23 protein-coding genes are annotated in these 25,603 nt (G+C 71.0%); 12 read left to right on the top strand and 11 right to left on the bottom strand.

The window, feature by feature from the left end; genetic code table 11:
* Window positions 1-25: 25 nt before the first annotated feature.
* From E4T13_RS06950 to E4T13_RS06930, 5 genes are all read right to left on the bottom strand, one after another.
* Complete coding sequence (locus tag E4T13_RS06950) at window positions 26-1,237, bottom strand: NAD(P)/FAD-dependent oxidoreductase (protein WP_137177462.1); 1,212 nt, start codon at window positions 1,235-1,237, stop codon at window positions 26-28.
* Window positions 1,234-2,115 (bottom strand): glucose-1-phosphate thymidylyltransferase RfbA, encoded by an 882-nt coding sequence (gene rfbA, locus E4T13_RS06945; protein WP_137177461.1) that lies wholly within the window; start codon window positions 2,113-2,115, stop codon window positions 1,234-1,236. Before rfbA ends, E4T13_RS06950 begins: the two co-directional genes overlap by 4 nt.
* The gene (rfbD, locus tag E4T13_RS06940; protein ID WP_137177460.1) at window positions 2,112-3,014 is read right to left on the bottom strand and encodes a dTDP-4-dehydrorhamnose reductase; all 903 of its coding nucleotides are present in this window, start codon (window positions 3,012-3,014) and stop codon (window positions 2,112-2,114) included. Before rfbD ends, rfbA begins: the two co-directional genes overlap by 4 nt.
* Window positions 3,014-3,604: a dTDP-4-dehydrorhamnose 3,5-epimerase gene (gene rfbC / locus E4T13_RS06935; RefSeq protein WP_137177459.1), complete on the bottom strand. Its 591-nt coding sequence runs from the start codon at window positions 3,602-3,604 to the stop codon at window positions 3,014-3,016. The genes rfbD and rfbC overlap by 1 nt, the downstream gene beginning before the upstream one ends.
* A gap of 75 nt (window positions 3,605-3,679) precedes the next feature.
* The gene (locus tag E4T13_RS06930) at window positions 3,680-4,951 is read right to left on the bottom strand and encodes a glycosyltransferase family 4 protein (protein WP_240791009.1); all 1,272 of its coding nucleotides are present in this window, start codon (window positions 4,949-4,951) and stop codon (window positions 3,680-3,682) included.
* 112 nt (window positions 4,952-5,063) lie between these two features.
* Here E4T13_RS06930 and E4T13_RS06925 point away from each other — a divergent pair, with 112 nt between their 5' ends.
* The 8 genes from E4T13_RS06925 to E4T13_RS06890 all read left to right on the top strand — a co-directional run bounded on the left by E4T13_RS06925 (window position 5,064) and on the right by E4T13_RS06890 (window position 14,482).
* Window positions 5,064-6,470, top strand: a complete 1,407-nt coding sequence (locus E4T13_RS06925; RefSeq protein ID WP_137177458.1) for an FAD binding domain-containing protein — start codon at window positions 5,064-5,066, stop codon at window positions 6,468-6,470.
* Window positions 6,470-8,761, top strand: a complete 2,292-nt coding sequence (gene xdhB, locus E4T13_RS06920; RefSeq protein WP_137177457.1) for a xanthine dehydrogenase molybdopterin binding subunit — start codon at window positions 6,470-6,472, stop codon at window positions 8,759-8,761. The genes E4T13_RS06925 and xdhB overlap by 1 nt, the downstream gene beginning before the upstream one ends.
* Before the next feature lie 53 nt (window positions 8,762-8,814).
* Window positions 8,815-9,735, top strand: a complete 921-nt coding sequence (locus E4T13_RS06915) for an MBL fold metallo-hydrolase (protein WP_206030087.1) — start codon at window positions 8,815-8,817, stop codon at window positions 9,733-9,735.
* 150 nt (window positions 9,736-9,885) lie between these two features.
* Complete coding sequence (gnd, locus tag E4T13_RS06910) at window positions 9,886-10,836, top strand: phosphogluconate dehydrogenase (NAD(+)-dependent, decarboxylating) (protein ID WP_137177456.1); 951 nt, start codon at window positions 9,886-9,888, stop codon at window positions 10,834-10,836.
* Window positions 10,833-11,333: a gluconokinase gene (locus tag E4T13_RS06905; protein WP_137177455.1), complete on the top strand. Its 501-nt coding sequence runs from the start codon at window positions 10,833-10,835 to the stop codon at window positions 11,331-11,333. The genes gnd and E4T13_RS06905 overlap by 4 nt, the downstream gene beginning before the upstream one ends.
* Complete coding sequence (locus tag E4T13_RS06900) at window positions 11,333-12,244, top strand: dihydrodipicolinate synthase family protein (protein ID WP_137177454.1); 912 nt, start codon at window positions 11,333-11,335, stop codon at window positions 12,242-12,244. Before E4T13_RS06905 ends, E4T13_RS06900 begins: the two co-directional genes overlap by 1 nt.
* An 82-nt stretch (window positions 12,245-12,326) precedes the next feature.
* Window positions 12,327-13,067, top strand: coding sequence for a metallophosphoesterase (locus tag E4T13_RS06895; protein ID WP_137177453.1), 741 nt, complete (start codon window positions 12,327-12,329; stop codon window positions 13,065-13,067).
* 2 nt (window positions 13,068-13,069) lie between these two features.
* Window positions 13,070-14,482 (top strand): bifunctional serine/threonine-protein kinase/universal stress protein, encoded by a 1,413-nt coding sequence (locus E4T13_RS06890; protein ID WP_137177452.1) that lies wholly within the window; start codon window positions 13,070-13,072, stop codon window positions 14,480-14,482.
* Here E4T13_RS06890 and E4T13_RS06885 read toward each other — a convergent pair whose 3' ends face one another.
* The 4 genes from E4T13_RS06885 to E4T13_RS06870 are packed head-to-tail and all read right to left on the bottom strand — an operon-like array spanning window position 14,483 to window position 19,153.
* Window positions 14,483-15,856 (bottom strand): M20/M25/M40 family metallo-hydrolase, encoded by a 1,374-nt coding sequence (locus E4T13_RS06885; protein WP_137177451.1) that lies wholly within the window; start codon window positions 15,854-15,856, stop codon window positions 14,483-14,485.
* Entirely contained in the window at window positions 15,853-16,878 is a 1,026-nt protein-coding gene (locus tag E4T13_RS06880) for a ketopantoate reductase family protein (RefSeq protein WP_206030086.1), read from the bottom strand. Before E4T13_RS06880 ends, E4T13_RS06885 begins: the two co-directional genes overlap by 4 nt.
* Window positions 16,875-17,576: a creatininase family protein gene (locus E4T13_RS06875; protein ID WP_137177449.1), complete on the bottom strand. Its 702-nt coding sequence runs from the start codon at window positions 17,574-17,576 to the stop codon at window positions 16,875-16,877. The genes E4T13_RS06880 and E4T13_RS06875 overlap by 4 nt, the downstream gene beginning before the upstream one ends.
* Window positions 17,573-19,153 carry an ABC transporter substrate-binding protein gene (locus tag E4T13_RS06870; RefSeq protein WP_137177448.1) on the bottom strand — a complete coding sequence of 527 codons (1,581 nt, stop codon included), beginning with the start codon at window positions 19,151-19,153 and terminating at the stop codon, window positions 17,573-17,575. Before E4T13_RS06870 ends, E4T13_RS06875 begins: the two co-directional genes overlap by 4 nt.
* 83 nt (window positions 19,154-19,236) lie before the next feature.
* On the opposite strand from E4T13_RS06870, the gene E4T13_RS06865 reads away from it, so the two are divergent.
* Genes E4T13_RS06865 through E4T13_RS06850 form a run of 4 tightly spaced genes read left to right on the top strand, consistent with a single transcriptional unit; the run spans window position 19,237 to window position 23,031 of the window.
* The gene (locus E4T13_RS06865) at window positions 19,237-20,214 is read left to right on the top strand and encodes an ABC transporter permease (RefSeq protein ID WP_137177447.1); all 978 of its coding nucleotides are present in this window, start codon (window positions 19,237-19,239) and stop codon (window positions 20,212-20,214) included.
* A complete protein-coding gene (locus E4T13_RS06860) occupies window positions 20,211-21,083 on the top strand; it encodes an ABC transporter permease (protein WP_137177446.1) in 873 nt (290 codons plus the stop codon). The genes E4T13_RS06865 and E4T13_RS06860 overlap by 4 nt, the downstream gene beginning before the upstream one ends.
* The gene (locus E4T13_RS06855) at window positions 21,080-22,051 is read left to right on the top strand and encodes an ABC transporter ATP-binding protein (protein ID WP_137177445.1); all 972 of its coding nucleotides are present in this window, start codon (window positions 21,080-21,082) and stop codon (window positions 22,049-22,051) included. Before E4T13_RS06860 ends, E4T13_RS06855 begins: the two co-directional genes overlap by 4 nt.
* Window positions 22,048-23,031, top strand: a complete 984-nt coding sequence (locus E4T13_RS06850; RefSeq protein WP_137177444.1) for an ABC transporter ATP-binding protein — start codon at window positions 22,048-22,050, stop codon at window positions 23,029-23,031. The genes E4T13_RS06855 and E4T13_RS06850 overlap by 4 nt, the downstream gene beginning before the upstream one ends.
* A gap of 1 nt (window position 23,032) precedes the next feature.
* Here E4T13_RS06850 and E4T13_RS06845 read toward each other — a convergent pair whose 3' ends face one another.
* Both E4T13_RS06845 and E4T13_RS06840 read right to left on the bottom strand, forming a co-directional pair.
* Entirely contained in the window at window positions 23,033-24,643 is a 1,611-nt protein-coding gene (locus E4T13_RS06845; protein WP_137177443.1) for an FAD-dependent oxidoreductase, read from the bottom strand.
* Between the two features lie 13 nt (window positions 24,644-24,656).
* A complete protein-coding gene (locus E4T13_RS06840; RefSeq protein WP_137177442.1) occupies window positions 24,657-25,592 on the bottom strand; it encodes a 3-keto-5-aminohexanoate cleavage protein in 936 nt (311 codons plus the stop codon).
* Between the last annotated feature and the right edge of the window lie 11 nt (window positions 25,593-25,603).

Here is a 25,603-nt window from a genome sequence, read left to right as displayed (position 1 = left end):
ACAACGGGATGAAGGCCCGATCGCGTCAGGCGACGGCGGCCGCCGCCCGCAGCCCCGCGATCATCGAGGAGCGCAACAGATGCTCCCGCGCCCGCACGGGATCGCCCGCGATGCGCTGCATCTCCGCCAGCATCTCCGCCCGGCGCGCCGGGTCCGTCTCCCGCATGCGGGCGCGGTTGCGGTCGGCCTGGGCGATGATCTCCTTCTCCGCGATCGGCCGGCGGCGGCGCGTGTAGCGGTCCAGCAGGGCGGCATCGCCCTCGCCGCGCCAGAGGGCAGCGAGCGTGGCGGCAAGCTCGATCGCGTCGTGGATGCCGCCATTCATGCCCATCCCGCCGGAGGGGCTGTTCAGATGCGCAGCATCCCCGGCCAGCAGCAATCGTCCCGCGTTGTAGCGTTCGACGATGCGCTGGTGGATGCGATAGGGGCGCAGGTCGGGCACGTCGTAGCGCGTGTCCCTGGGGTGGATCGCCTGCAGCTTGCGCTCGATGGCGGCGGGTTCCAGCGCCTGCTCGACCGTCTCGCCGGGCGCGGGATAGAGGCTGGCGCGCCACTTTCCCGGCACGCGCAGCAGGGAGAAGGTGCCGCTGAAGGCGGGGTGCTGCGTCCAGATGTAGTTGACGTTGGACAGCCCCTCGAAGACCTGGGCGAAGTCGAATTCCGTCGTCGCGAGGATCGTCGTCTCCGGATAGGTGTCGCCGGGGAAGTCGAGGCCCATGGCGCGGCGCACCACGCTGCGCGCGCCGTCGCAGCCCACGACGTAGGGCGCGCGGATGGGGTCCAGGCGCGGCCCTGCCAGCGTCACGCCATCGGCATCCTGCGCGACGGTCTCAACGGGGCAGCCGAAGCGGAGTTCGACGGTGCCGGCATGCTCCGCGCGCAGCTTGGCGAGCAGAAGGCGGGACAGTTTCCATTGTTCCGCCTGCAACCGGTATGGATGCGCTGTGTCGTCCTTCAGCACGGACAGGTCGAAGACCGCGCGCGCGCCATCCTCGTGGCGGCGGATCTGCCAGGTCGGCGTCACCAGCCCCTGCGCGATCAGCGCATCGGCCAGGCCGAGTTCCGCCAGCATGTCGAGCGTCGGCGGGTGGAAGGTGGAGGCGCGCAGATCCTCGCTGACATCGGCCTCGGCCTCCAGCACCAGGCTGGGCAGGCCGAGCGTCGCGAGACGGAGCGCGAGGACCAGCCCGACCGGGCCGGCGCCGACGATGACCAGACGCTTCTCCATCGTCGTCATGCGCCCTCGCGTGCCAGCAGGTTTTCCAGATAGGTGCCGTAGCCGCTGTTGCGCAGCGGCTGCGCGAGCAGGCGAAGCTGCGCGGCGTCGATGAAGCCCATGCGCCAGGCGACTTCCTCGGGCGCAGCGATCTTCTGCCCGGTGCGCTTCTCGATCGCGCGGACGAACTCGCCGGCTTCCAGCAGGCTGTCATGCGTGCCGGTGTCGAGCCAGGCGAAGCCGCGGCCGAGCTGGGTCACGCGCAGCGTGCCTTCCTCGAGATAGGCGCGGTTGAGGTCGGTGATCTCCAGCTCGCCGCGCGCGGATGGCTTCTGGGCGCGGGCGAAGGCCGGCGCGCGGCCATCGTAGAAATAGAGGCCCGTCACCGCCCAGTTGGAGCGCGGCGCCTTCGGCTTCTCCTCGATGGTGAGCGCGCGGCCCTGCGCGTCGAATTCCACCACGCCGTAGCGCTCGGGATCGGCGACGCGATAGGCGAAGACGGTGGCGCCATGGCCCGCGGTGCCGTTGCGCGCGGCGGCGAGCTGCTCGTCCAGCTCGTTGCCATAGAACAGGTTGTCGCCGAGCACGAGGGCGGAGGGTGCGCCGGCCAGGAACTCTTCCGCGAGAATCAGCGCGCGGGCGATGCCGTCGGGGCGTTCCTGCACGGTGTATTCGATGCGGATGCCCCAGGCCTCGCCGCTGCCGAGCAGGCGCTGGAACAGCGGCATGTCATGCGGCGTGGTGATCAGCATGATCTCGCGGATACCGGCGAGCATCAGCACGCTGAGCGGGTAGTACACCATCGGCTTGTCGTAGACCGGCAGGAGCTGCTTGGAGACGGCCAGCGTCGCCGGATGCAGCCTGGTGCCGGACCCGCCGGCGAGCACGATGCCCTTCATGCCTGTTGTTCCTTCTCGGGGCCGAGCAGCGCATCGAGGCAGCGCGCGAGCGAGAGCCGCCAATCCGCTGGGACGATGCCGTGGACGCGGCCGATCCGCGCACAGTCCAGCCTGGCATCCGCCGGGCGCCGGGCGCGGGTGGGATAGTCGGCGGTTGCGATGGCGGCAAGCGCCGGCCGCGGATGGCCGCGACGTGCGGCGCCATCCAGGATCGCCGCGGCGAAGCCGTGCCAGGTCGTGTGCGGCACCCCGGTGAGGTGGAACAGGCCGAAGCCGGGATCGCCCGCCGGCGCGGCGATCATGCGGGGTGCGAGGTGTGCGATGGCGTCGGCCAGGTCCTCGGCGAAAGTGGGTGCGCCCTGCTGGTCGGCGACGACGCGCAGTTCCGGCCGCTCCGCCGCCAGGCGCAGCATCGTCTTCACGAAATTCGCGCCGTCAGGGCTGCACACCCAGGCCGTGCGCAGGATCAGGCTGCGGGGGTTGCAGGCCAGCACCGCGCCCTCGCCCGCCAGCTTGGTCGCGCCATAGACGCCGAGCGGGTTGGGCGCGTCGGCCTCGACGTAAGGCGCGCCCTTCGTGCCGTCGAAGACGTAATCGGTGGAGAGGTGCAGCACGGGCAGGCCGCGCGTGGCGGCCGCCTCGGCCAGCCGCGCGGCGCCGTCGCAGTTCACGGCCATGGCGGCCTCCGGCTCGTCCTCGGCGCGGTCCACGGCGGTGTAGGCGGCGGCGTTCACCACCAGGTCCGGCTGCGCCTGCCGCATTGCGGCTTCGATCGAGCCAGCATCGGTGATGTCGAGCTCCGGCGGTTCCAGCGCGACCACGGCGTGGCCTTCGCGCGGCAGGACGGATGCCAGGGCGCGGGCGACCTGGCCCTCGCGGCCGGCGACCAGCACGCGCATCAGAACAGCTTCGCCAGTTCGGCGAGGCGCGGCAGGCGGCGGTCCTTGTCGGACAGCACCGCATCCTCTGCCGAGATGCCCCAGGAGATGCCGAGCGCGGGGTCGTCCCAGGCGATGCCGCGGTCGGCCTCCGGCGCATAGGCGGCGCTGGCCTTGTAGGCGACTTCGGTGTCGGGCGCGCGCGTCGCGAAGCCATGCGCGAAGCCCACGGGAATGTAGAGCATGCGCGCATCCTCCGCCGCGAGTTCGACCGCGATGTGGCGGCCGAAGGTCGGCGATGCGGCGCGCAAATCCACCGCCACGTCCAGGATGCGGCCCCGCAGCACCCGGACCAGCTTCGCCTGGGCGTGCGGCGGTGCCTGGAAATGCAGGCCGCGGACGGTGCCCGGCTGGCGCGAGAGCGAGTGGTTGTCCTGCACGAATTCCTCGGTGATGCCGAGGGCAGCGAAGTCGCGGCGGCTGTAGGTCTCGGCGAAGGCGCCGCGGGAATCGGCGAAGGGGCGCAGCGTGATCAGCAGCGGGCCGGGGATGGGCAGCGGCGCGGCGCCGAAATTGCCGGACCGCAGCGGGGTCGGCGCCTCGTCCGGCATGGTCCTGTCGTCTCCCTGGCGCAGCGCAACGGCCGCGGTGCTTACCCCAGGCCAGCGGGGGCGGAAAGCACCGGCTCAGCCGGGGTTGGGCGCCTCCCCGGCCGCCAAGCGCTCCACCAGATCGAGCTGGCGCGGCAGGCAGATGCTGCGGAGGTCGTAGCGATCGACGATGCTCCGGCGCCCCGCGGCGGCCAGCGGCGCATGGCCGGCGGGGTCGGCCAGCACGTCCAGCACGGTGCGCGCGATGGCCTCGGGGTCGAAGAAGGGGACGAGCAGGCCGTTCTCGCCATGGGTAATGGCTTCCGCCACCGGCGGCGTGTCCGAGCCGACCACCAGCGCGCCGCAGGCCATCGCCTCCAGCATCGACCACGAAAGGACGAAGGGGTAGGTGAGGTAGACATGCGCCGCGGTCACGCGGAACAGGTCGTGCAGCGCGTCATGCGGCACGCGGCCGGTGAAATGGATGCGCGAGAGGTCGAGGCGGCCTTCCATCTCGCCCAGAATCTTGGTCTTCCAGTCCGGCGCGCCATCGGGCTTGCGGCCGTAGGAGACCTCGTTGCCGCCGACAAGCACGGCCTGAAGATCGGGCCGTTCGCGCTGCATGATCTCCAGCGCCTGCATGAAGGACGGGAAGCCGCGATAGGGCTCCAGGTTGCGGGCGACGTAGGAGATGACCGGGTCGCCCTTGCGGAACTCGCGGCCCTCCGGCGTGCGGAAGACCGCGCCGTCGCGGGGCGCGCAGCGGGCGGTGTCCACGCCTTCGTGCAGCACCGTCATCCGCTGCCGCGCCCAGTCGGGGTAGCGGCTCCATTGCCAGCGGGTCGGGCTGACGCCCCAATCCGCCACCTGCAGGGAAATGAGCTGCGTCGCGTTCAGCGTGCGCACCCGCGCCGCATCGTCCAGCGAGACGGGGTGGGCGGGATCGAAGCCGAGGTCCTGGCCGAAGGCGTTGTAGTAGAATTCCCAGTAATAGAGCGTCTTCGCGCGGGGGAAGACGTCCTTCAGGAACATGCCCTCGCCCCAACCGGGATGGCAGACGATCACATCCGGCCGCAGCCCTTCCTTGTCGCGCAGATGCACCAGGCGATTGGCCAGGTGCTGGCCACGGCGGATCGCGGCTTCCAGCGGGCGGATGTAGCGATGCGTCTGCTCGCCGGCGCCGCGCGGCGCGCCATAGGCGAAATAGGCGACGCCGGGGGCGCTGTAGCCGGGCTTCTCGCCCATGCCGAAGACCTGAACGCCCGCGCGTTCCGCCAGCGCGGGGGCGAGATGCGCGTATTGCCCTGGAAAGTTCTGGTGCACGAACAGCGCGCGCAGGGGGCGGCGGAGCTGGAAGCCGAGTGTCATCGTCGAAGCCGTCTCATCGCGCCGAGGCTGCGGGGCTGCCCGGCCAGGGTCAAGCGGTCCCTTCCGCAGGCGGGGCTTCGGTCGCGGCGCGGGCTTTGCTTAACTCGGCCGCATGACCGCCACCTCGATCGCCTTCACCCTGAATGGCCGGGCGCAAAGCCTGCCGCCAGGGACCTCGCCGACCATGTCCCTGCTGGACTGGCTGCGTGGGCCGGCCGGGTTGACCGGGACGAAAGAGGGCTGCGCGGAGGGCGATTGCGGCGCCTGCACCGTGGTGCTGGAGGGGGCGGACGGTGGGCGCACGCCGATCAATGCCTGCCTGACGCTGCTCGGCCAGGTGCATGGGCGCGCGGTGCGCACGGTGGAAGGGCTTCGCGCGCCGGATGGCGCGGCGCATCCGATCCAGGTGGCGATGGCCGAGAGCGACGGCACGCAATGCGGCTTCTGCACGCCGGGGATCGTCATGTCCGCCTGGGCGCATGCCCGGGTGGGCGGGGAGGTGCATGAGGCGCTGGCCGGCAATCTCTGTCGTTGCACCGGCTACCGGCCGATCGTCGAGGTGTTTTCCGGTGTTTCGGACGACGCGGCGCCGGCGCCGGCGCTGGCGGCGCCGGGTTCGGCGCGGTTCGAGGCGCCGGGGCAGGTGTTCTGGGCGCCGGCGACGCTGCCCGAGTTGCTGGAGCTGCGCGCGGCGCACCCGGAGGCCTGGCTGCTGGCGGGCGGCACCGATCTCGGGCTGCGTGTCTCCGACCATCGGGAGGTGCCGGGGGCGGTGACCTGCCTGCTGAACGTGCCGGAGATGCACGCCGTGCAGGCGACGGAAGCGGGGCTGAGGCTCGGCGCGGCGGTGTCCTATGCGCGGCTGCTCGATCTCTGCCGGGCGGAGGCGGGGTTCGGTCCGCTGGCGGCGCTGCTGGCGCGGCTGGGCTCGCGGCAGATCCGCGGGCTCGGCACGCTGGGCGGCAATCTCGGCACGGCCTCGCCGATCGGGGATGCGCTGCCGCCGCTGGTGGCGCTGGGCGCGACGGTGACGCTGGGCTCGGTGCGGGGCGAGCGCACGATGCCCGTCGCCGAGTTCCTCACCGGGTATCGCCGCAACGCGCTGGCGGCGGATGAGGTGATCCTCCGCGTGTTCATCCCGCGTCCCGCACCCGATGCGCTGCTGGCGTGCGAAAAGATCAGCAAGCGGCATGACCAGGACATCGCGACGGTGGGCGCTGCGATGCTGGTGCGCGTCGCGGCGGGGGTGGTGGCGGAGGCGCGGCTCGCCTTCGGCGGCGTCGGCGCGACGGTGATCCGCGCGGCGGGCGCGGAGGCGGCGCTGCTGGGCGAGCCCTTCGATGCGGCGGCGGTGGAGGCGGCGGCCGCGGCGCTGGCGCAGGACATCGCGCCGCTGTCGGATTGGCGCGGCAGCGCGGCCTATCGCCTGGCGGTGGCGCAGGGGCTGCTGCGGCGGCTGCATCTCCGCGCGACGCGGCCCGAGCTGGTGCATGACGTGACCGCTCTGGAGATCGCGTGATGGACGGGATCGCGACGAAGTCCGTCGGCGCCGCGCTGCGCCACGACAGCGCGCTGAAGCACACCACCGGCGCGGCGCGCTACGCCGACGACATCCCGGAGGTGCCGGGCACGCTGCATGCGGCGCTGGTACTCTCCACCGTGGCGCATGGCACGTTGACGGCGCTGCGCATGGAGGCCGCGCGGGCGATGCCGGGCGTGGTCGCGATCATCGCTGCCGGCGACGTGCCGGGCGAGAACGACATCGGCCCGGCGACCCAGAAGGAAAAACTCTTCGCCGATCCGGTGGTGGAATTCGCCGGCATGCCGTTGGCGATGGTCGTTGCCGGCACGCGCGACCAGGCGCTGCGCGCCGCGGCCGCCGTGCAGGCCGAGATCGCACCGCTGGAGCCGGTGCTGACCATCGAGCGGGCGCTGGAGCTTGGGCAGGACGTGGTGCCGCCGCAGGTGATCCGGCGCGGTGATGCGGCCGCCGCCATCGCCGCGGCGCCGCGCCGGCTTTCCGCGGAATTCCGCGCCGGCGGGCAGGAGCATTTCTACCTGGAAGGCCAGGTGGCGCTGGCGACGCCGGGCGAGGGCGGCGACATGGCCGTGGTCTCCTCGACGCAGCATCCCTCGGAGGTGCAGCACATCGTCGCCCGCGTGCTTGGCGCCGGTTACAACCAGGTGACGGCGACCTGCCGGCGCATGGGCGGCGGCTTCGGCGGCAAGGAAAGCAACGCAAGCTGGGTGGCCGCCGCGGCGGCGATCGGGGCGCGCGTCACGGGGAAGCCGGTGAAGCTGCGCTTGCCGCGCCGCGCCGACATGATCGCTACCGGCAAGCGCCATCCCTTCCTCTATCGCTGGACCGCGGGCTTCGACGAGACCGGGCGCATCACGGGGCTGGAGGCGCTGCTTGCCGCCGATGGCGGATGGAGCCTGGACATGTCCGGCGGCGTGGTGTTCCGCGCGGTGACCCATGCGGTGAATTGCTGCGACGTGCCGGCCGTGGCGATCACCGCGCGCGCGGTGAGGACCAACACCGTCTCCAACACTGCGTTCCGCGGCTTCGGCGGCCCGCAGGGCGCGCTGCTGATGGAAGACGTGGTGCATCGCGTTGCCGCGGCGCTGGGGCGCACGCCGGAGGAGGTGCGCGCGCGCAACTTCCTGGGCGTCGGCGGGAACAGCGACGAACTGCCCTACGGCCAGCGGGTGGAAGGCGACCTGATCGCGCGCGTCTGGGCGGAAGCCAAGGCCGAGTCCGAATGGGATCGCCGCCGCGCGGAGATCGCAGCCTTCAACGCGCAGCACCCGACGCTGCGGCGCGGCCTTGGCAGCATGGTGCTGTGCTTCGGCATCTCCTTCGGCATCCGCCACCTGAACCAGGCCGGCGCGCTGGTGCATGTGTATTCCGACGGCTCCATCCGCCTGAACCATGGCGGCACGGAGATGGGGCAGGGACTGTTCGTCAAGGTCGCGCAGGTCGTCGCCGAGGCCTTCGGCGTCGATCTCGACCGCGTCGCCATCACCGCGACCTCCACCGCGGAGGTGCCGAACACCGCGCCGACCGCGGCCTCCACCGGCTCCGACCTGAATGGCTGGGCGGCGCACAACGCAGCGGTCGCGATCCGCGGGCGCATGGCGGAGGTGGCCGCGGCGAAATGGGGCATCGCGCCGGAGGCGGTGGTCTTCGCCGACAACCGCGCCTGGGCCGAGCGCGCCGGCGCCAATCGCTGGCTCGATTTCGGCGAGCTCGCCAAGCTTTGCTTCCTGGAACGCGTCAGCCTGTCCGCGACGGGGCATTACCGCACGCCCGACATCCACTGGGACCCGGTGGCGATGACAGGAAAGCCGTTCTTCTACTTCTCCTACGGCGCGGCGGTGGCGGAGGTGGTGGTGGACACGCTGACCGGCGAGCATCGCTGCCTGCGCGCCGACCTGCTGCAGGATTGCGGCCGCAGCCTGAATCCGGCGGTGGATCTCGGACAGATCGAGGGCGCCTTCGTGCAGGGCATGGGCTGGCTGACCTGCGAGGAGTTGTGGTGGGACGCGCAGGGGTGCCTGCGTACCGTCGGCCCCTCGACGTACAAGATACCCGGATCGCGCGACGTGCCGCCGGTGTTCCGGACGCGGCTGCTGGAAAGCGCGCCGGCGCGGGTGGACACGATCTTCCGCTCGAAAGCCGTGGGCGAGCCGCCGCTGCTTCTCGCGACCAGTGTGTGGAACGCGCTGAAGGATGCCATCGGGACGCCGGCGCTCGACCTGCCCGCCACCCCGGAACGGGTTCTGATGGCCCTGCGCAACAGGGGCTGACGGCCTGGCGGGGGAGTAGGATATGCTCCCACCCGCCTTGGCGGGAGGACGGCATGGCAATGGATAGCGGCCCGGCGATCCGGGCATTCTTCGACGAGCCGACCAACACGGTCAGCTACCTGGTCTGGGACCCTGCGACGAAGCGCGGCGCGGTGATCGATCCCGTGCTGGACTGGGACAACCGCAGCGGCGAGGCCGACCTGAAATCGGCCAGGGCGATTCTCGACGCGGCGCGCGACGAGGGCGTGACGCTGGACTGGGTGCTGGAGACGCATGTCCATGCGGATCACCTCACCGCCTCGCCCTGGATCAAACGCGAGACTGGCGCGCGCATCGGCATCGGTGAGGGCGTGAAGCAGGTGCAGACCATCTTCCGCCCGGTCTTCAACCTGCAGGACATGCTGCCGGAGGGCGGCGACTTCGACCACCTGTTTCGCGACGGCGAGCGCTTCCGTATCGGCACGCTGGATGTGGAGGTGATGCATCTGCCCGGCCACACGCCGGCCTGCGTCGCCTATCGCATCCTGCCGCCGCAATCGGAACCGAAGGGCGTCTCCGACGTCTTCGTCGGCGACACGATCTTCATGCACGACTACGGCACGGCGCGGGCGGACTTTCCGGGCGGCGACGCGCATACGCTGTACCGCTCGATCCGCCGCCTGCTGTCGCTGCCGCCGGAGACTCGGCTGTGGATGTGCCATGACTACAAGGCGCCGGGGCGGGATGCCTTCGCCTGGCAGAGCACCGTCGCCGAGCAGCGCGCGCAGAACCCGCATGTGAAGGACGGCAAGACCGAGGAGGACTTCGTCGCCTTCCGCACGCAACGCGACGCGAAGCTCTCGGCGCCGACGCTGCTGCTGCCCTCGATCCAGGTGAACATCCGCGCCGGACGCTTCCCGGCGGCGGAAGCGAATGGCGTGCGCTACCTGAAGATTCCGGTGAAGGCCAAGGTTCCGGACGCCGCCTTGTCCTGAGCGCCGCGGGCCCGCACTCTCCCGGTCAGAAGCAGCCCCCACCCCAGCCCTCCCCCGCACTGCGGGGGAGGGGGCCGGTTGCGCCGCTTCTCCCTCCCCGCTCTGCGGGCGAGGGTCGGGGTGGGGGCCAGCGTGACCTTGGGAGGAAGCATGCGCCTCGGGATGATCGGCCTCGGCCGGATGGGCGCCAACCTGGTGCGGCGACTGGGCAAGGCCGGGATCGGCGCCGTGGTGTGGGACCGCGACCCCGCCGCCGTGGCCGCGCTGGCCGCCGAGGGCGCGGAAGCGGCGAGCGACGTGGCGGACCTCGTGCGGCGCCTCGCCCCGCCGCGCGCCGTCTGGGTGATGCTGCCGGCCGGCGACGCGACCGAGGGCGCGCTGCTCGAACTCGCGCAGATCCTGTCCCCCGGCGATGTCGCGATCGACGGCGGCAACGGCATGTGGAAGGACGCGGAGCGCCGCGGCGCGATGCTGCGCGAGAAGGGGCTCGACTTCCTCGACATCGGCACATCGGGCGGCGTCTGGGGCCTGGCGCGCGGCTACTGCCTGATGATCGGCGGGCCGGCGGAGCCCGTCGCGCGGCTCGATCCGGTCTTTCGTGCGCTGGCGCCGGGCGAGGGCGCCGCGTCGCCCACGCCGGGCCGCGATGCGGGCGCCGATCCGCGCCCGCCGAACGGCTATGTGCATTGCGGGCCGAACGGCGCCGGGCACTTCACCAAGATGGTCCACAACGCCATCGAATACGGGATGATGCAGGCGATGGCCGAGGGGCTGGAGCTGCTGCACGCGCATGACGCGCAGCTTCCCGTGCCCGACATCGCGGAAGCCTGGCGGCGCGGTTCCGTCGTGGCCTCCTGGCTGCTCGACCTCACGGCGCAGGCGCTGGCGCATGACGGGGAGCTCTCGGGCTTCACCGGCCGCGTCGGCGATTCCGGCGAGGGTCGCTGGGCCGTGCAGGCGGCGATCGAGAGCGCGGTGCCGGCGCCGGTGCTCTCCGCGGCGCTCTATGCGCGCTTCCGCTCGCGCCAGGACGGGCCTTTCGCGGATCGCGCTTTGAGCGCGATGCGCAATGCCTTCGGTGGGCATCTGGAGCCGAAATGAGTGCCCAGGTTGTCGTCATGGGTGTGACCGGCGCCGGCAAGAGCACCGTCGGCACGAAGCTGGCGGAGCGCCTGGGCGTGCCGTTCCGCGACGCCGACGACTTCCATCCGCCATCCAACATCGCGAAGATGAGCGCGGGGCAGCCGCTGACGGATGACGACCGCTGGCCCTGGCTGGACGCGATCGGCGCGCATCTGGCGGCGCATCGCGCAGCGGGTTGCGTCGTGACATGTTCCGCGCTGAAGCGCGCCTATCGCGACCGGCTGCGCACCGCGGCGCCCGGCCTTCGCTTCGTCCACCTGCATGGCGACGTCGCGCTGGTCGCCGCGCGGCAGGCGGCGCGGCAGGGCCACTTCATGCCGGCGAGCCTGGTGCCGAGCCAGTTCGCGACGCTCGAAACGCCGACGCCGGACGAGGGCGTGATCACGCTCGACGTCGCGGCGACGCCGGATGCGCTGGTGGCGGAGGCGATCGCCGCCTTGCGGGAGGACGCCTGATGAGCACCGGGTTCCGCGGCATCTATCCGATCCTCTACGCCTATTTCGATGCCGATGGCCGGCTCGACGAGGCGGCGATGCGCCGGCAGGTGCGCTGCTGCCTGGCCGGCGGCGCGCATGGCCTGGCGGTGTTGGGCCTGGCGACCGAAGTGAACAAGCTCTCCCCGGCCGAGAAGCGCGACGTGGTGCGCTGGAGCGCGGAGGAGATCGGCGGGCGCGTGCCGCTTGCGGTGACCGTCGCCGAGGCGACGGCGGAGGACGCGGCGCAATTCGTGCTGGACGCGGAGGCGCTGGGTGCCGCCTGGATCATCCTGCAGCCGCCGCCGGTGCGCGGGCTGCCGGAAGCGGAATACGTGGCGTGGTACGGGCGCGTCGCGGATCTCGTCGGGCGGCGCAGCGCCATCCCGCTCGGCATCCAGAACGCCGCGGCCTATATCGGCGTCGGCCTCTCCACCGCGGGCATCGCCGCGCTGGCGCGCAACCATGCGAATGTGAAGCTTATCAAGGCCGAGGACAGCGCGGTGGATGTGCAGCGGCTGATCGAGGCGACGGGTGGATCGCTCACCGTGTTCAATGGCCGCGCCGGGCTCGAACTGCCGGACTGCCTGCGCGCGGGCTGCGCGGGCATGATCCCGGCGCCGGAATGCGCGGATGTGCAGGCGCGGGTGTACGACCTGTTCGCGAGCGGCGACCTCGGTGCCGCCGATGCGGAATACCGCCGCATCGCGCCGATGATCGCCTTCGCGATGCAAGGCGTCGCCGTCTTCCTCTGCTACGGCAAGCGCATGACCGGCTGGCGCATGCGCCTGCCGGAGGTGATCGAGCGCCCGCCAGCCCTGCCGCCGACACCCTTCGGCCTGGATTGCGCGCGTCGCTTCGCGACGGAGCTTGGCCCCTATCCTGGCGCCTGACTCCGTGCTTCAAGCGCGCCGGGAACGGATCACGCCAGGAACGTCCGCCGCGGCCTCGCCCGGGGACGGAGACGCCTGACGCATGCGAGTCGCCATCCTCACCGACATCCACGCCAACCGCGAGGCGTTCGAGGCCTGCCTGGCTGATGCCGCGCGCCGCGGCGCGCAGCGCCTGGTGCTGCTGGGCGACATCGTGGGCTACGGCGCCGATCCCGTCTGGGCGGTGCAGCGCACGCGCGAGCTGGCGGAAGGCGGCGCCGTCGTCATCAAGGGCAACCATGACGAGGCGGCCGTCGCCGATCGCGGCGGCATGACCTCGGATGCCGGCGCGGCCGCGGCCTGGACGCGCGAGGTGCTGGACGCGGACGCCAAGCGCTACCTCGACCTGCTGCCGATGGAAGTGGAGGAGGAGGACAGGCTGTATGTGCACGCCGATGCGCAGCATCCCACGCGCTGGCGCTACACGCGCGATGCCGAGGATGCGCGCGCCGCGCTGGACGCCGTGCGCGCGCGCGTGGTGCTGTGCGGGCATGTGCATGTGCCCGCGCTGTACGGGCTGACGGCGGCGGCGAAGATCGTGGCGCACCGGCCGGTGGCGGAAGTGGCGGTGCCGCTGACACGGCCGCGGCGCTGGCTTGCCGTTGTCGGCGCCGTCGGTCAGCCGCGCGACGGCAACCCGGCCGCGGCCTATGCGATGCTCGACGCCGATGCGAACACGCTGACGAACATTCGCGTGCCCTACGATATCGAGACAGCAGCCCAGAAGATCCGTGCGGTCGGGCTGCCGGATGCGCTGGCCGCGCGCCTTTCCCGGGGGCGCTGAGCATGACCGCGCATCGTCTCGCCGAAGGCCAGGAGATCGACGGCTTCCGCATCGGCGCGCAACTGCATGTCGGCGGCATGGCGGTGCTGTGGGAGGCGACGCACCCGGGCCATCCGGGACCGCTGCTGGTGAAGGTGCCGCGCCTGGCGGAAGGCGAGGATCCCGCCGCCATCGTCTCCTTCGAGATGGAGCAGATGATCCTGCCGAGGCTTTCCGGCCCGCATGTGCCGCGCTTCGCCAGCGCCAGCGGATTCGACCGCACGCCGTACATCGCGATGGAGCGCATCGACGGCGCGAGTCTGCTGCCGCTGATCGAGGAATTGCCGCTGCGCATCGACCGCGTGGCGGAGATCGGCGCGAAGGTGGCGGATGCGCTGGATGCGCTGCACCGCCAGCACGTGATCCATCTGGACGTGAAGCCTTCCAACATCCTGATGCGGCCGACCGGCGAGGCGGTGCTGGTGGATTTCGGCCTGTCGCGCCACGCGCTGCTCCCCGACCTGATGGAGGAGGAGTTCCGGCTGCCCTACGGCACGGCACCCTACATGGCGCCGGAACAGATCATGGGCATCCGCTGCGAGCCGCGCAGCGACCTGTTTGCGCTCGGCGCGATGCTGTATTTCTTCGCCACGGGCGAGCGCCCCTTCGGCGATCCGCAGCGCCTGAACGGGCTGAAGCGGCGCATCTGGCGCGACCCGCAGCCGCCGAGGCAGTTGCGAAAGGATTGCCCGGACTGGCTGCAGGAAGTGATCCTGCGATGCCTGGAGGTTCAGCCGGAACGCCGCCATCCCACCGCGGCGCAGCTTGCCTTCGATCTGCGCCATCCGCAGCAGGTGGCACTGACGGCGCGGGCGCGGAAGGAACGGCGCGACGGTTGGGCGCGGACCATCCAGCGCCGTTTCCATCCGGACCACCAGCCGCGCTTCGCGCGCACGCGTGCGGAGATGGAGGATGCCGGCGCGGCAGCACCGATCGTGATCGCCGCGGTGGATCTTTCCGAACCTGATCCCGCGCTGCAGGCCGCGCTGCGCGGCACCGTCGGGCGCATCCTGGCGACGCTGCCGGATGCGCGGCTGGCCTGCCTGAACGTGCTGCGCCAGAACCGCATCGCGCTGGACACCACGCTCGACGAGCAGGGCAACAACAAGCACCTGCAGCGACTGGTGGAGCTGAAGCACTGGGCCGCGCCGCTGGGCCTGCCGGAAGGGCGCGCGACCTTCCATGTGCTGGAGGCGGTGGATGCGGCGGCCGCCATCCTGGACCACGCGCGGGCGAATCGCGTGGACCACATCGTGATGGGCGCGCGCGCGCAATCGCTGAAACGGCGCGTGCTGGGCAGCGTCTCGGCGGAGGTGGCGGCGGAAGCGCCCTGCAGCGTGACGGTGGTGCGGGCGCGCGGCGGCGCGGAGGGCTGATCAGCCCGTCCTGATGCCACGCAGCAGCGCGACCCAGGCCGCGAAGCCTTCGGCGATGGCGCTTTCGCGCCAGTTCTCGTTCGGCGCGTGGAAGTCCTCGTCGGCCGTCGCGAAGCTGAACATCACGGTATCGAGGCCAAGCACGCGCTGCACGATATCGGCCAGCGGCAGCGTCGCGCCCATGCGGACGCGCAGCGGCGCGCGGCCGGTGGTGGTCTCCAGCGCCTGCTCCGCCGCGCGCAGCAGCCAATGGTCGGCGGCGAGCAGCGTCGCCTTGGTGCCCTCGCGCGTCGGCGTGATTTCCAGCGTGGCGCCGGGCGGGCAATGTGCGCGCAGATGGGTCGTGACGGCAGCGACTGCCTGCGCCGGATCCTGGCCGGGGACGAGGCGCATCGAGATCTTTGCGTGCGCTTCCGCGGGAATCACGGTCTTGCCGCCGGCGCCGGTATAGCCGCCCCACATCCCGTTCAGGTCGAGCGTCGGGCGCAGCCAGAGGCGTTCGAGGAAATCCGCGGTGTCCCGGCCGCTCGGCGCGATGCCGATGGAGGCGTCATGCGCCGCGACATCGTAGGGGATTGCGGCGAGCGCCGCGCGCATCGCCGGCGTCACGGGCGGCACGTCGCGCTCGAAATCGGCGACGGCGATGGCGCCCCGCGCATCGTGCAGCGTCGCGACCAGGCGGGCCATGGCGTGCAGCGCATTCGGCGCGACGCCGCCATAGCGGCCCGAATGCAGGTCCTTCGCGGCGGTGCGCAAGGTCAGCGCCAGCGCCGCGGAGCCGCGCGTGCCGATGGTCATGGTGGGCAGGTCGGCGCGCCAGCGCGCGCCATCGGCGGAGAGTACGGCATCGGCGGCGAAGTCGTCGCGATGAGTCTCCAGGATGCGGGCGAGCGTGGCGGAGCCGCACTCCTCCTCGCCCTCCAGCAGGATCGTCACGTTGCAGGGCAGCCGGCCCTCGACCGCAAGGAAGGCGCCGAGCGTCTCGATGGCGAGTAGCGACGGGCCCTTGTCGTCGGAGACGCCGCGCGCGTAGAGGCGGCCGTTGCGCGCGGTCAGCACGAAGGGTGGCGAGGCCCAGCCTTCCACCGGATCGGGCGGCTGTACGTCGTAATGGCCATAGACCAGCAGCGTCGGTGCATCGCGCCCTGCCCCGTGCCAGCGTGCGGTGACGGCGGGATGGCCGCCGGCCGCGACCTCGCGCGCGCCTTCGAAGCCGAGTTGCGTGAGGCGGTCGCGCCACCAGGCGCGCGCCGCCGCCATGCCCTCGGCATAGGCCGGATCGGTGGAGACGGAGCGGCAGGCGACGAGCTCGGTCAGCCGCGCGACGAAGCTCTCGCGCTCGTCCAGAAGCCGCGTCAGTACCGGGTCGGTCAAGAGATGGCCTTCATCAGTTCGCCGAACGTCTCGGCGGACTGTTCGCGGCGGCCTTCCTCGATATCGGCGATCAGGCGGCCGACGGCGTTCAGTGCCGGCGTGGGGATGCCGAGCTCGGCGGCGAGCTTCGGCACCACGTTGAGCTGCGCGCCGGCTTCCGTCTTGCGCTTGCGCACGGCCAGGTCGCGCCAGATGCCGGAATGGGTCTTTGCGTTCGGCGCGTTGAAGTCGCGCAGCCAGTCCACGGCGCGATGCGCTTCCGCCAGGTCGCGGCCGGGCGCGAAGGCCATCGGGTCGTATTGGCCGAAGCCGCGGGGCGTCACGCCGCGGGCGAGCGCGACCGCCACCACTTCCCGCCCCAGCGCCAGCCAGGCGGGGAAGCGCGCGGGATCGGCGAAGTTGGCGGTCATGGAATCGTGGTTCAACGCGGTGCCGAACAGCATCGCGCCATAGGACATCTTGCCCCAGAGATAGCCCCAGATGTCGTCGGTGAGGATCGCCTCCGGCTCGAAGATGCGGCAGAGGTCGTGCATCGCGCGGGTGCGGTCGCGGATGCTGCCGTCGATCTCGCCCACCACCACGGCGCTGCGGCCGCCGAACAGGATGCGGCCGGGCTCGTGCCAGTCGGCGCTGAAGTTGACGAAGCAGCCCATGGTGCGCTGAGGGCCGACGGCCTCGGCGATCTCGATCTCGTTCAGCCCGTTCTGCGCGGAGAAGACGAAGCCGTCCGGCTTCAGGTGCGGCGCGAGCATGGGCAGCGCCACCTTCGTCGCCTGCGCCTTCACCGCCAGCACGATGCGCGAATAGGTGCCGGTCAGTTCCTCCGGCGTGACGGCGGGGATGACGATGCGGAATTCCTCGATGGGGCCGAAGATCTCGAGGCCCGCCGTGCGGCAGGCCTCGACATGCTCCTTCACCGTGTCCACCAGCAGCACGTCATGCCCGGCGCGCGCCCAATAGGCGCCGAGCGTGCCGCCGATGGCGCCGGCGCCCCAGATGACGATCGGGTCGGAGGCGCTCAATGCCAAGGTCCTTCCAGCGCTTCGCGCGTCTCGGCGACGCCGGTGTCCCAGATCGCCTGGGTCACCACGTCGGGCATCTGCCACGGTCCGCCGAAGGAGCCGTCGCCCAGCATCTCCCGCACCTTCGCGGGCGGCGACGCCTTCATGAGTGCGGTGTTCACCGCTGCCTTGCGGCCTTCGGGCGCTGGCGCATGCGGCAGGCGCGTCCAGGGAAAATTCTCGAACCAGTTGCCGTGGCTGGCCGAGGGATCGGCGGCCATCGCCGCGGCCCAGGTTCGCGACGCGTTGTACCAGTTGTGGAACTTGATCGAGAGCGAGGGCCGCTCCGTCATCATCTGCTGCGCGAGCGCGCCGACCGGCGCGTTGCCGCCATGGCCGTTGACGAGGAGGATGCGCCGGAAGCCGGAGGCGGCGACGCTCTCGATCAGGTCGCGCGCCACGGCCAGCAGCGTCTCCACGCGCAGCGAGACGCTACCGGGAAAGGCGGCGAAGTAGGGTGCGAGGCCGAAGGGCATGGCGGGGTAGACCGGCACGCCCAGCGGCTCCGCCGCCTCCACCGCCACGCGCTCCGCCAGGATCGCGTCCACGCAGAGCGAGAGGCCGGCATGCTGCTCCGTGCTGCCGAAGGGCAGCACGCAGCGGTCGTCACGCGTGAGGTAGGCTTCGACGTCCTGCCAGTTGGCGTCCGCAATCCTCATCGTTGGACCGGCGTCAGGTCCCAGGCATAGGTCTCCTCATCGGCGCGGGTGACGCGCAGCGTCACGCGGTCGCGCCGCATCGCCCAGGCCGAGCCCACCGCGGCGAGCGGGATCGCGATGCGCTGCGACGTGAACAGCGCGCCGATGCGCTGCAGCAGCTCCTCGCGCTTCTTGTCGTCGAGCTCGACATTCGCCTGCTCGATCAGAGCGTCGATCTCGGCGTTGGAGAAGCCGGTCCAGTTGAAGGCGCCGAGCCGCTTCGCCGGATCGTTCGTGTGGGCATTGGCGGCGTAGTAGTAGTTCGCCTCGCCGGTCAGCGTGCCCCAGCCGGCCATGATGTTGGACAGCTCGCCGCGCGCGCGGGCGGGGAAGATCACCGCGGCGGGCTGGCCGGCGGCCTGCACCTCCAGCCCGATGCGCGCCAGCATCTGCGTGATGCCGGTGCCGACGCCGGCATCGCCGGGCAGGCGGTTGTTGGTGAAGTTCAGCACCATGCGGAAGCCGTTGGGATAGCCGGCCTCGGCCAGAAGCTGCCGCGCGCGCGCGACGTTCGGGGTGGGGATGGTGATGGCCGGGTTGTAGCCGAAGATGCCGGGCGTCACCATCTGGCTCTGCGGCGTGCCGAGGCCTTCCATCGCGACTTCGGCCAGCGCGCGGCGGTCTATGGCGAGGTCGATCGCCTCCCGCACGCGCGGATCGCGATAGGGGTTGGCGTTCAGGCGCGAGCCGTCGCGCGCCGTCACCTGCGGCGTGCTTTCCCGCTGGTCCAGTGCCAGGTTGAAGACATAGACGGTCTCGCCCTTCATCACCGTCAGCGTGCGGTCGCGTTCCAGCGTCGGCACGTCGGCGGCAGGGACGCGGACGATCATGTCCACCTGGCCGGTGCGAAGCTGCGCGACGCGCGCGGCGGGGTTGCTGATCTCGCGCCGCACCACGCGGGCCCAGGCCGGGCGGGCGCCCCAGTAGTTGTCGCTGCGCTCCACCGTGAACTGCTCGCGCGGCGTCCAGGAGACGTAGCGATAGGGGCCGGTGCCGATGATGGCGCGGCCGCTGTTGAAGGCCTCGTTGGAGTTCTCGGGCGTCAGCCCCTGCGTCGCGCGGGCGGAGGTGACGAAGAGACGGATGAAATCGTTCGGCAGGGTCGGCGCCGGGCCATCCGTGACGATATGCAGCGTGTGGGGATCGACGATCCGCACTTCCTGCACGCGGCGGACATAGATCCGCGTGGGATTCGGGCCCGACAGGGTCTGCATGCGGCGAATCGAGGAGGCGACGTCCTCTGCCGTCATGTCGGAGCCGTCATGGAACTTCACGCCGCGGCGCAGCTTGAATTCCCAGGTGGTGGGGTTCACCACGCGCCAGGATTCCGCCAGGCCCGGCTCGATCTGCAGCCGGTCGCCGGAATTGGTCAGCGTGTCGAAGATGTGCTTCAGCGCCTCGGAATGGGTGCCGGTGGCGGTGTAGTGTGGGTCCATGCTTTCCGGACCGGCGATCACGCCCATCGTCAGGTTCTGGGCCGTGGCGCTGCCTGATACCAGGGCAGAGGCGGCGGCGAAGGCGAGCAGTTTGCGGCGCATGGTCCCGTTCTCCCGTGAGCTTCCTGCGTCCCCCATGCTAGGAACGGCTTGCGCCCGCTGTCCATGCCCCGATACTCGGGCGGATGCTCGGTTACATCATCCAACGCCTGTTGCAGGCCGCCATCGTCATGCTGGCCATGTCGGCGTTGGTCTTCGTCGGCGTATACGCGATTGGCAATCCCATCGACGTGCTGATCTCGCCCGACGCCACGCAGGACATCCGGGAGCAGGCGATACGGCACTACGGGCTGGACCTGCCGCTCTGGCAGCAATACCTGGCCTTCCTGGGGCGGCTGCTGCGGGGCGACCTCGGCACCTCCTTCGTGCTGAACATCCCGGTGACGGAGCTGGTGTTCAGCCGCCTGCCGGCGACGATCGAGCTGGCCTTCGCCGCGGTGCTGGCGGGCGCCTTCATCGGCATCCCGCTCGGCATCTACGCCGGGTATCGGCCGCGCAGCCCGCTTTCGCGTGGGATCATGGCGCTGTCGGTCCTGGGCTTCTCGGTGCCGACCTTCTGGATCGGGCTGATCCTGATCCTGACCTTCGCGGTGAATCTCGGCTGGCTGCCGGCGGGCAATCGCGGCCCGACGGTGGAGGTGCTGGGCATCGAATGGTCGTTCCTGACCTGGGAGGGGCTGCAGTTCCTGATCCTGCCGGCGCTCAACCTCAGCCTGTTCAAGCTGGCGATGATGATCCGCCTGTCGCGCGCCGGCACGCGGGAAGTGATGCTCTCCGATACCGTGAAGTTCGCCCGCGCCGCCGGCCTTTCGGAGATCACCATCCTGCGCCGCCACGTGCTGCGGCTGATCTCCATTCCCCTGGTCACGGTGTTCGGGCTGGAACTGGGCTCCACGCTCGCCTTCGCGGTGGTGACGGAGACGATCTTCTCCTGGCCGGGCGTGGGCAAGCTGATCATCGATTCCATCACCTCGCTCGACCGGCCCGTGATGGTCGGCTACCTCGTGCTCGTGGCCTTCCTGTTCGTGACCATCAACCTGATCGTGGATTTGACCTACGCGCTGCTCGATCCGCGGCTCCGGCGCGGGGGGCGCGCGGCATGACCGCGGCCTTCGGCGCCTTCTGGGACGAGTACCGGGAGAACTGGGTCGCGGTGATCGCGCTGGCGGTGGTGGTGGTGATCGTCGCCGCGGCGCTGCTGGCGCCCTGGATCACGCCGCAGGACCCGTACGACCTGGCGAATCTCGACCTAATGGATGCCAGGCGGCCACCGGGCTTCGTCGGCTCCGGCGGCTACGAGCATTGGCTGGGAACGGATGCGCAGGGCAGGGACCTGTTCTCCGCAATCGTCTACGGGCTGCGCATCTCGCTGCAGATGGGGATAGCTGCCGGCGCGGTGGCGATGAGCATCGGCGCGCTGCTCGGCATCCTGGCCGCGCATTCGGGCGGCAAGGTGGAAACCGCGATCATGCGCGTGGTGGACCTGCAGCTCTCCTTTCCTGCGATCCTGCTGGCGCTGGTGCTGGTGGCGGTGCTGGGGCAGGGGAAGGTGCCGCTGATCATCGCGCTGGTCGCGGCGCAATACGCCTATTTCGCGCGCACCGCCTATGGCGCCGCCACGGCGGAGCGGCAGAAGGACTATGTGGAGGCGGCGCGCGCCACGCCGCTGCCCGGTCGCCGCGTGGTGTTCCGCCACATCCTGCCGAACTGCCTGCCGCCGCTGATCGTGGTGGGCACGGTGCAGGTGGCGAACGCCATTGCGCTGGAAGCGACGCTGTCGTTCCTCGGCCTCGGGCTGCCGCCGACGGAGCCTTCGCTCGGCATGCTGATCGCCAACGGCTTCCAATACATGATGAGCGGCCGGACCTGGATCTCGGTGTATCCCGGCATCGCGCTGATCGTGCTGATCGTGGCGATCAACGTGGTGGGCGATCAGCTGCGCGACCAGTTCAATCCGAGATTGCGTCGATGAGCGCGCTGCTCGAGGTCGCCGATCTCCGCACGCATTTCTTCACCCGCGCCGGCGTGGTGAAGGCGGTGGAGGGCGTGTCCTTCGCGCTGGGTCGCGGCGAGATCCTTGGCCTTGTCGGCGAATCCGGATCGGGAAAGTCCGTCACCGGCTTCTCGCTGATCGGCCTGGTGGACCCGCCCGGCCGCATCGCCTCCGGCTCCATCCGCTTCGACGGGCAGGAACTGGTGGGGCTGGCGCCGGAGCGGATGCGGGCACTGCGCGGCAAGCGCATCGCCATGGTCTTCCAGGACCCCGCTGCCACGCTGAACCCGGTGCTGACCATCGGCACGCAGATGGCGCTGGCGGTGCAGGCGCATGGCGGCGGCAGCGAACGCGCGGCGCGCGACCTGGCGGCGCGCACGCTGACGCGCGTCGGCATCCCCGACGCGGCGGCGCGGCTGAACGCCTATCCGCACGAATTCTCCGGCGGCATGCGCCAGCGCGTGGCGATCGCGACCGCGCTGCTGCACGGGCCGGAGCTGATCATCGCGGATGAGCCGACCACGGCGCTGGATGTCTCGATCCAGGCGCAGATCCTGGCGGAGATGAAGCAGCTTGCGAAGCAGTCGGGCACGGCGCTGATCTGGATCAGCCACGACCTCGCCACCGTCTCCTCGCTCGCCGACCGGGTACTGGTGATGTACGCCGGGCGCATCGTGGAGAGCGGGCCGGTCGCTGCCGTGCTGCGCGCGCCGCTGCATCCCTATACGCGCGGCCTGCTGGACAGCCTGCCGGCCATGGCGCGGCCGGGCGAGAAGCTGAACCAGATCCCGGGCAGCACGCCTTCGCTGCTGTCGTTGCCGCCGGGCTGCCCCTTTGCGCCGCGCTGCTCGCGCGCCACGGACATCTGCCGCACCGATCCGCCGGTAGTGACGGAGCCGGGACGCATGGCGTTGTGCCACCACCCGTTGGCGATGGTGGCGGCATGAACGCGATCCTCACCGCCGAACACGTCACGCGGCGCTTCGCCCCGCGCATCACGCTGGGCGACCGCATCGCCGCGGCGTTGGGCGCGAAGGTGGATCGCCGCGCGGTGCAGGCCGTCACCGACGTGTCGCTGCATGTGGAGCAGGGCGAGACGCTGGGCCTCGTCGGCGAATCCGGCTGCGGCAAGTCCACGCTCGGTCGCATGCTGGCGGGCATCCTGCCGCCCAGCGAGGGCGCTGTGCTGCTCTCGGGCGCGCCGCCGATGCAGGGCAGGCACAAGGTCACCACGCGCATCCAGACCGTGTTCCAGGACCCCTACGCCTCGCTGAACCCGCGCATCCGCATCGGCGACACCATCGCGGAGGGGCCGATCGCGCATGGCTTGGTCACGCGCACCCGCGCGCCGGCGATGGTGGCGGAATGGTTGACCCGCGTGGGCCTCGATCCCGGCTTCGCGACGCGTTTCCCGCACCAGTTCTCCGGCGGCCAGCGGCAGCGCGTGGCGATCGCGCGGGCGCTGGCGATGCAGCCGGAGGTGCTGGTCTGCGACGAGCCGGTGGCGTCGCTGGATGTCTCGATCCAGGCGCAGATCCTGAACCTGTTCCTGGATCTGCGGCAGCAGCTGGGGCTCACCTGCCTGTTCATCTCGCACGACCTCTCCGTCGTGCGGCATGTCAGCGACCGCGTCGCGGTGATGTATCTCGGCCGCATCGTGGAGATGGGCGATGCGGCGAAGGTCTATGCCGCGCCGCGGCATCCCTACACGCAGGGGCTGCTGGATTCCGTGCCGAAGCTGATGCTGGGCGGCAATGAGGGGCTTAGCTTCCAGCCGATCAGCGGCGAGCTGCCCTCGCCGCTCTCGCCGCCGCCCGGCTGCGCCTTCCATCCGCGCTGTCCGAAGGCGACCGATGTCTGCCGGCGCGAGCGCCCGCCGCTGGCCCCGCGGGAGGACGGCACGCTCGTCGCGTGCCACCACGCATAGATCAGGTGTTCCGCCGCGCGAGCGACTGCCCCGCAACATAGCCCCAGGTCATGTAGGGGCCGATCGTTGTGCCGGTGCCGACGCCGCGCGTGCCGATCGGGTTCGCGCTGGATGCGCCGGCGGCGAAGAGGCCGGGGATCACGCTGCCATCGGGGCGCAGAACCTCCGCATTCTCATTGGTGCGCGGCCCGCCCTTGGTGCCGAGGATGGAGCGGTTGAAGGGCATGGCCAGGAAGGGCGCCTGCGTGATCGCCTCCAGCCCGCCGCGGCGGCGCTTGTCGCCGGAGGCGGCGGCATCGGCGGCGGAGGGCCGGCCGAATTCCGTGTCGCGCCCGGCCGCGCAGGCTGCGTTGTAGCGCGCGACGCTCTCTTCCAGCGCCGCGGGATCGAGGCCGATCAGCGCGGCGAGTTCCGCGATGCTGCCAGCCTGGCGCAGCCAGGCGGGATCGGCCCGCGCCGCCCAGCGCGCGGGCGGCAGCCGATCCAGCAGCCGCGCATCGCTGATCACCCAGCAGGGCAGGTGCACCGGCGCGCCGGCCGCGTCGCGCGCATCCATCGACTCGCCGATGTTGAAGCGCAGCTCGTTGACGAAGCGCAGGCCGTGGCGGTTGACGAGGATCGCGTTCGGCTCGGTGTGGAACGGCACGGGGCGCGCGAGGATGCGGCCCCAGAGGCGCGTGGGGATGGAGGGCGTCAGCGTCGCCTGGTCCATCCGGTCCAGCATCGCGCCGGCCGCTTCCGCCATGCGGTGCCCGTCGCCGGTGTTCGATGGCGGGCTGCCGAGGTAATCCACGGGCCCGGGGAAGTGCGCCGCCAGACGATCGGAATCCCATTCGAAGCCGCCGGTCGCGATCACCACGCCCCGTCGTGCCGTCACGCGATGCAGCGCGCCGCGCTGTTCCACCAGCGCGCCGGTGACCTCGCCGCTTTCCTCCTGCGTCAGTTCCAGCGCATGCGCCTCCGTCTCGATGCGCACGCCGGCATCGAGGCAGCCACGCAGCAAGCCGGTGATCAGCGCCGTCCCCTTGCCGCGCGTGTTGGTAAGCACACGCCACAGCAGGCGGAGCCAAAGCTGCGCCGCGGTGCGAAAGGGATGGTGGTAGAGATCGGTCTCCACCGCCTCGTGATAGGTGAAGAGTTCGGGGATGGTGGATTTGCGGATGCGCAGCGCGAAGCGCCCCGCGCGCCAGCGGCTGAGCGGCAGGGGCGAGAGCATGCGCCCGCGCTTCTTGGCGCCGGGCAGGTCGCGCAGCGGGTCGCCTTCTGGCGTCAGCGAGAAACGCAGCGGCGATTTGCGCTCGACCAAGCGCAGCATCTGCGGGCCGGCTTCGACCAGGCGCTGCCACAGCGGGTCCTCGCGCTCGCCCCAACCTTCCGGCGCGGCGGCGCGGATATAGGCGAGCGCTTCCTCCGCGCTGTCCGCGATGCCAGCGGCCTCGGCGTGGTGGTTGGCGGGGATCCAGGTGCCGGCGCCCGACATGGCGCTGGTGCCGCCGAGCCGATCGGTCTTTTCCAGCACCGTCACGCGCAGCCCCGAAGCGGCGGCGGTCAGCGCGGCGGTCAGCCCCGCCGCACCGGAGCCGAGGATCAGCGCGTCCGTCTCGTGCCGCATGATGCGGCGCGGTTCAGAACGCGACCTTGTCGCCGCCCTTCAGGCTCAGGATCTCGCGCGCCTCCTCCGGCGTCGCGACCTGCAGGCCGAGGCCTTCGATGATCTGGCGCGCGAGCCGCACCTGCTCCGCATTGCTCTCCGCGAGCCTGCCGGGCCCGGCCCAGAGGCTGTCTTCCAGCCCCACGCGGACGTTGCCGCCCATCGCCGCGGCCGTTGCCGCCACGCGAAGCTGCGAGGCGCCGGCGCCGAGCACGGACCATCTGTAGGCGTCGCCGAACAGGCGGTCCGCGGTGCGCTTCATGTGCAGCACGTCCTCGGGGTGGCTGCCGATGCCGCCCTGGATGCCGAACACGGTCTGGATGAACAGCGGCGGCTTCACCAGGCCCTGATCGAGGAAATACTTCAGGTTGTAGAGATGCGCCGTGTCGTAGCACTCGAACTCGAAGCGGGTGTCGTTCTCGGCGCAGGTGGTCAGGATGTACTCGATGTCGGCGAAACTGTTGCGGAAGACGATGTCCTTGTTGGCGAGGTAGTCGGCCTCCCACTGGTGCTTGAACGTCTTGAAGCGGTTGAGCATGCCGAACAGGCCGAAATTCATCGAGCCCATGTTCAGCGATGCGACCTCCGGCTTGAAGGTGGCGGCAGGGGCGACGCGCTGCTGGATGGTCATGGTGGGGGCGCCACCGGTTGTCAGGTTCACCACGCAGTCGCTGCGCTGCTTGATGACGCGCAGGAAGGGAGCGAAGGCCTCGGGCGTCTGGTCGGGGCGGCCATCCTGCGGGTCGCGCGCATGCAGGTGGATGATGGCGGCGCCGGCTTCCGCCGCGCCGATCGCGGCATCCGCGATCTCCTGCGCCGTCACGGGCAGGTGCGGCGACATGGAGGGGGTGTGGATCGCGCCCGTCACGGCGCAGGTGATGACGACCTTGCGGTCCAGCTTGCCGGCCATGACGCGGCCCC

Source organism: Roseomonas sp. AR75 (assembly GCF_005222815.1).
GTDB lineage: Bacteria > Pseudomonadota > Alphaproteobacteria > Acetobacterales > Acetobacteraceae > Falsiroseomonas.
This window is presented reverse-complemented; position numbering and strand designations above follow the sequence as displayed.

Bases quoted from the DNA above. Each gene is read 5' to 3' on its own strand.
- E4T13_RS06950 (WP_137177462.1), bottom strand. From the start codon at position 1,237: ATGACGACGATGGAGAAGCGTCTGGTCATCGTCGGCGCCGGCCCGGTC.
- rfbA (WP_137177461.1), bottom strand. From the start codon at position 2,115: ATGAAGGGCATCGTGCTCGCCGGCGGGTCCGGCACCAGGCTGCATCCG.
- rfbD (WP_137177460.1), bottom strand. From the start codon at position 3,014: ATGCGCGTGCTGGTCGCCGGCCGCGAGGGCCAGGTCGCCCGCGCCCTG.
- rfbC (WP_137177459.1), bottom strand. From the start codon at position 3,604: ATGCCGGACGAGGCGCCGACCCCGCTGCGGTCCGGCAATTTCGGCGCC.
- E4T13_RS06930 (WP_240791009.1), bottom strand. From the start codon at position 4,951: ATGACACTCGGCTTCCAGCTCCGCCGCCCCCTGCGCGCGCTGTTCGTG.
- E4T13_RS06925 (WP_137177458.1), top strand. From the start codon at position 5,064: ATGACCGCCACCTCGATCGCCTTCACCCTGAATGGCCGGGCGCAAAGC.
- xdhB (WP_137177457.1), top strand. From the start codon at position 6,470: ATGGACGGGATCGCGACGAAGTCCGTCGGCGCCGCGCTGCGCCACGAC.
- E4T13_RS06915 (WP_206030087.1), top strand. From the start codon at position 8,815: ATGGCAATGGATAGCGGCCCGGCGATCCGGGCATTCTTCGACGAGCCG.
- gnd (WP_137177456.1), top strand. From the start codon at position 9,886: ATGCGCCTCGGGATGATCGGCCTCGGCCGGATGGGCGCCAACCTGGTG.
- E4T13_RS06905 (WP_137177455.1), top strand. From the start codon at position 10,833: ATGAGTGCCCAGGTTGTCGTCATGGGTGTGACCGGCGCCGGCAAGAGC.
- E4T13_RS06900 (WP_137177454.1), top strand. From the start codon at position 11,333: ATGAGCACCGGGTTCCGCGGCATCTATCCGATCCTCTACGCCTATTTC.
- E4T13_RS06895 (WP_137177453.1), top strand. From the start codon at position 12,327: ATGCGAGTCGCCATCCTCACCGACATCCACGCCAACCGCGAGGCGTTC.
- E4T13_RS06890 (WP_137177452.1), top strand. From the start codon at position 13,070: ATGACCGCGCATCGTCTCGCCGAAGGCCAGGAGATCGACGGCTTCCGC.
- E4T13_RS06875 (WP_137177449.1), bottom strand. From the start codon at position 17,576: ATGAGGATTGCGGACGCCAACTGGCAGGACGTCGAAGCCTACCTCACG.
- E4T13_RS06870 (WP_137177448.1), bottom strand. From the start codon at position 19,153: ATGCGCCGCAAACTGCTCGCCTTCGCCGCCGCCTCTGCCCTGGTATCA.
- E4T13_RS06865 (WP_137177447.1), top strand. From the start codon at position 19,237: ATGCTCGGTTACATCATCCAACGCCTGTTGCAGGCCGCCATCGTCATG.
- E4T13_RS06860 (WP_137177446.1), top strand. From the start codon at position 20,211: ATGACCGCGGCCTTCGGCGCCTTCTGGGACGAGTACCGGGAGAACTGG.
- E4T13_RS06855 (WP_137177445.1), top strand. From the start codon at position 21,080: ATGAGCGCGCTGCTCGAGGTCGCCGATCTCCGCACGCATTTCTTCACC.
- E4T13_RS06850 (WP_137177444.1), top strand. From the start codon at position 22,048: ATGAACGCGATCCTCACCGCCGAACACGTCACGCGGCGCTTCGCCCCG.
- E4T13_RS06845 (WP_137177443.1), bottom strand. From the start codon at position 24,643: ATGCGGCACGAGACGGACGCGCTGATCCTCGGCTCCGGTGCGGCGGGG.
- E4T13_RS06840 (WP_137177442.1), bottom strand. From the start codon at position 25,592: ATGGCCGGCAAGCTGGACCGCAAGGTCGTCATCACCTGCGCCGTGACG.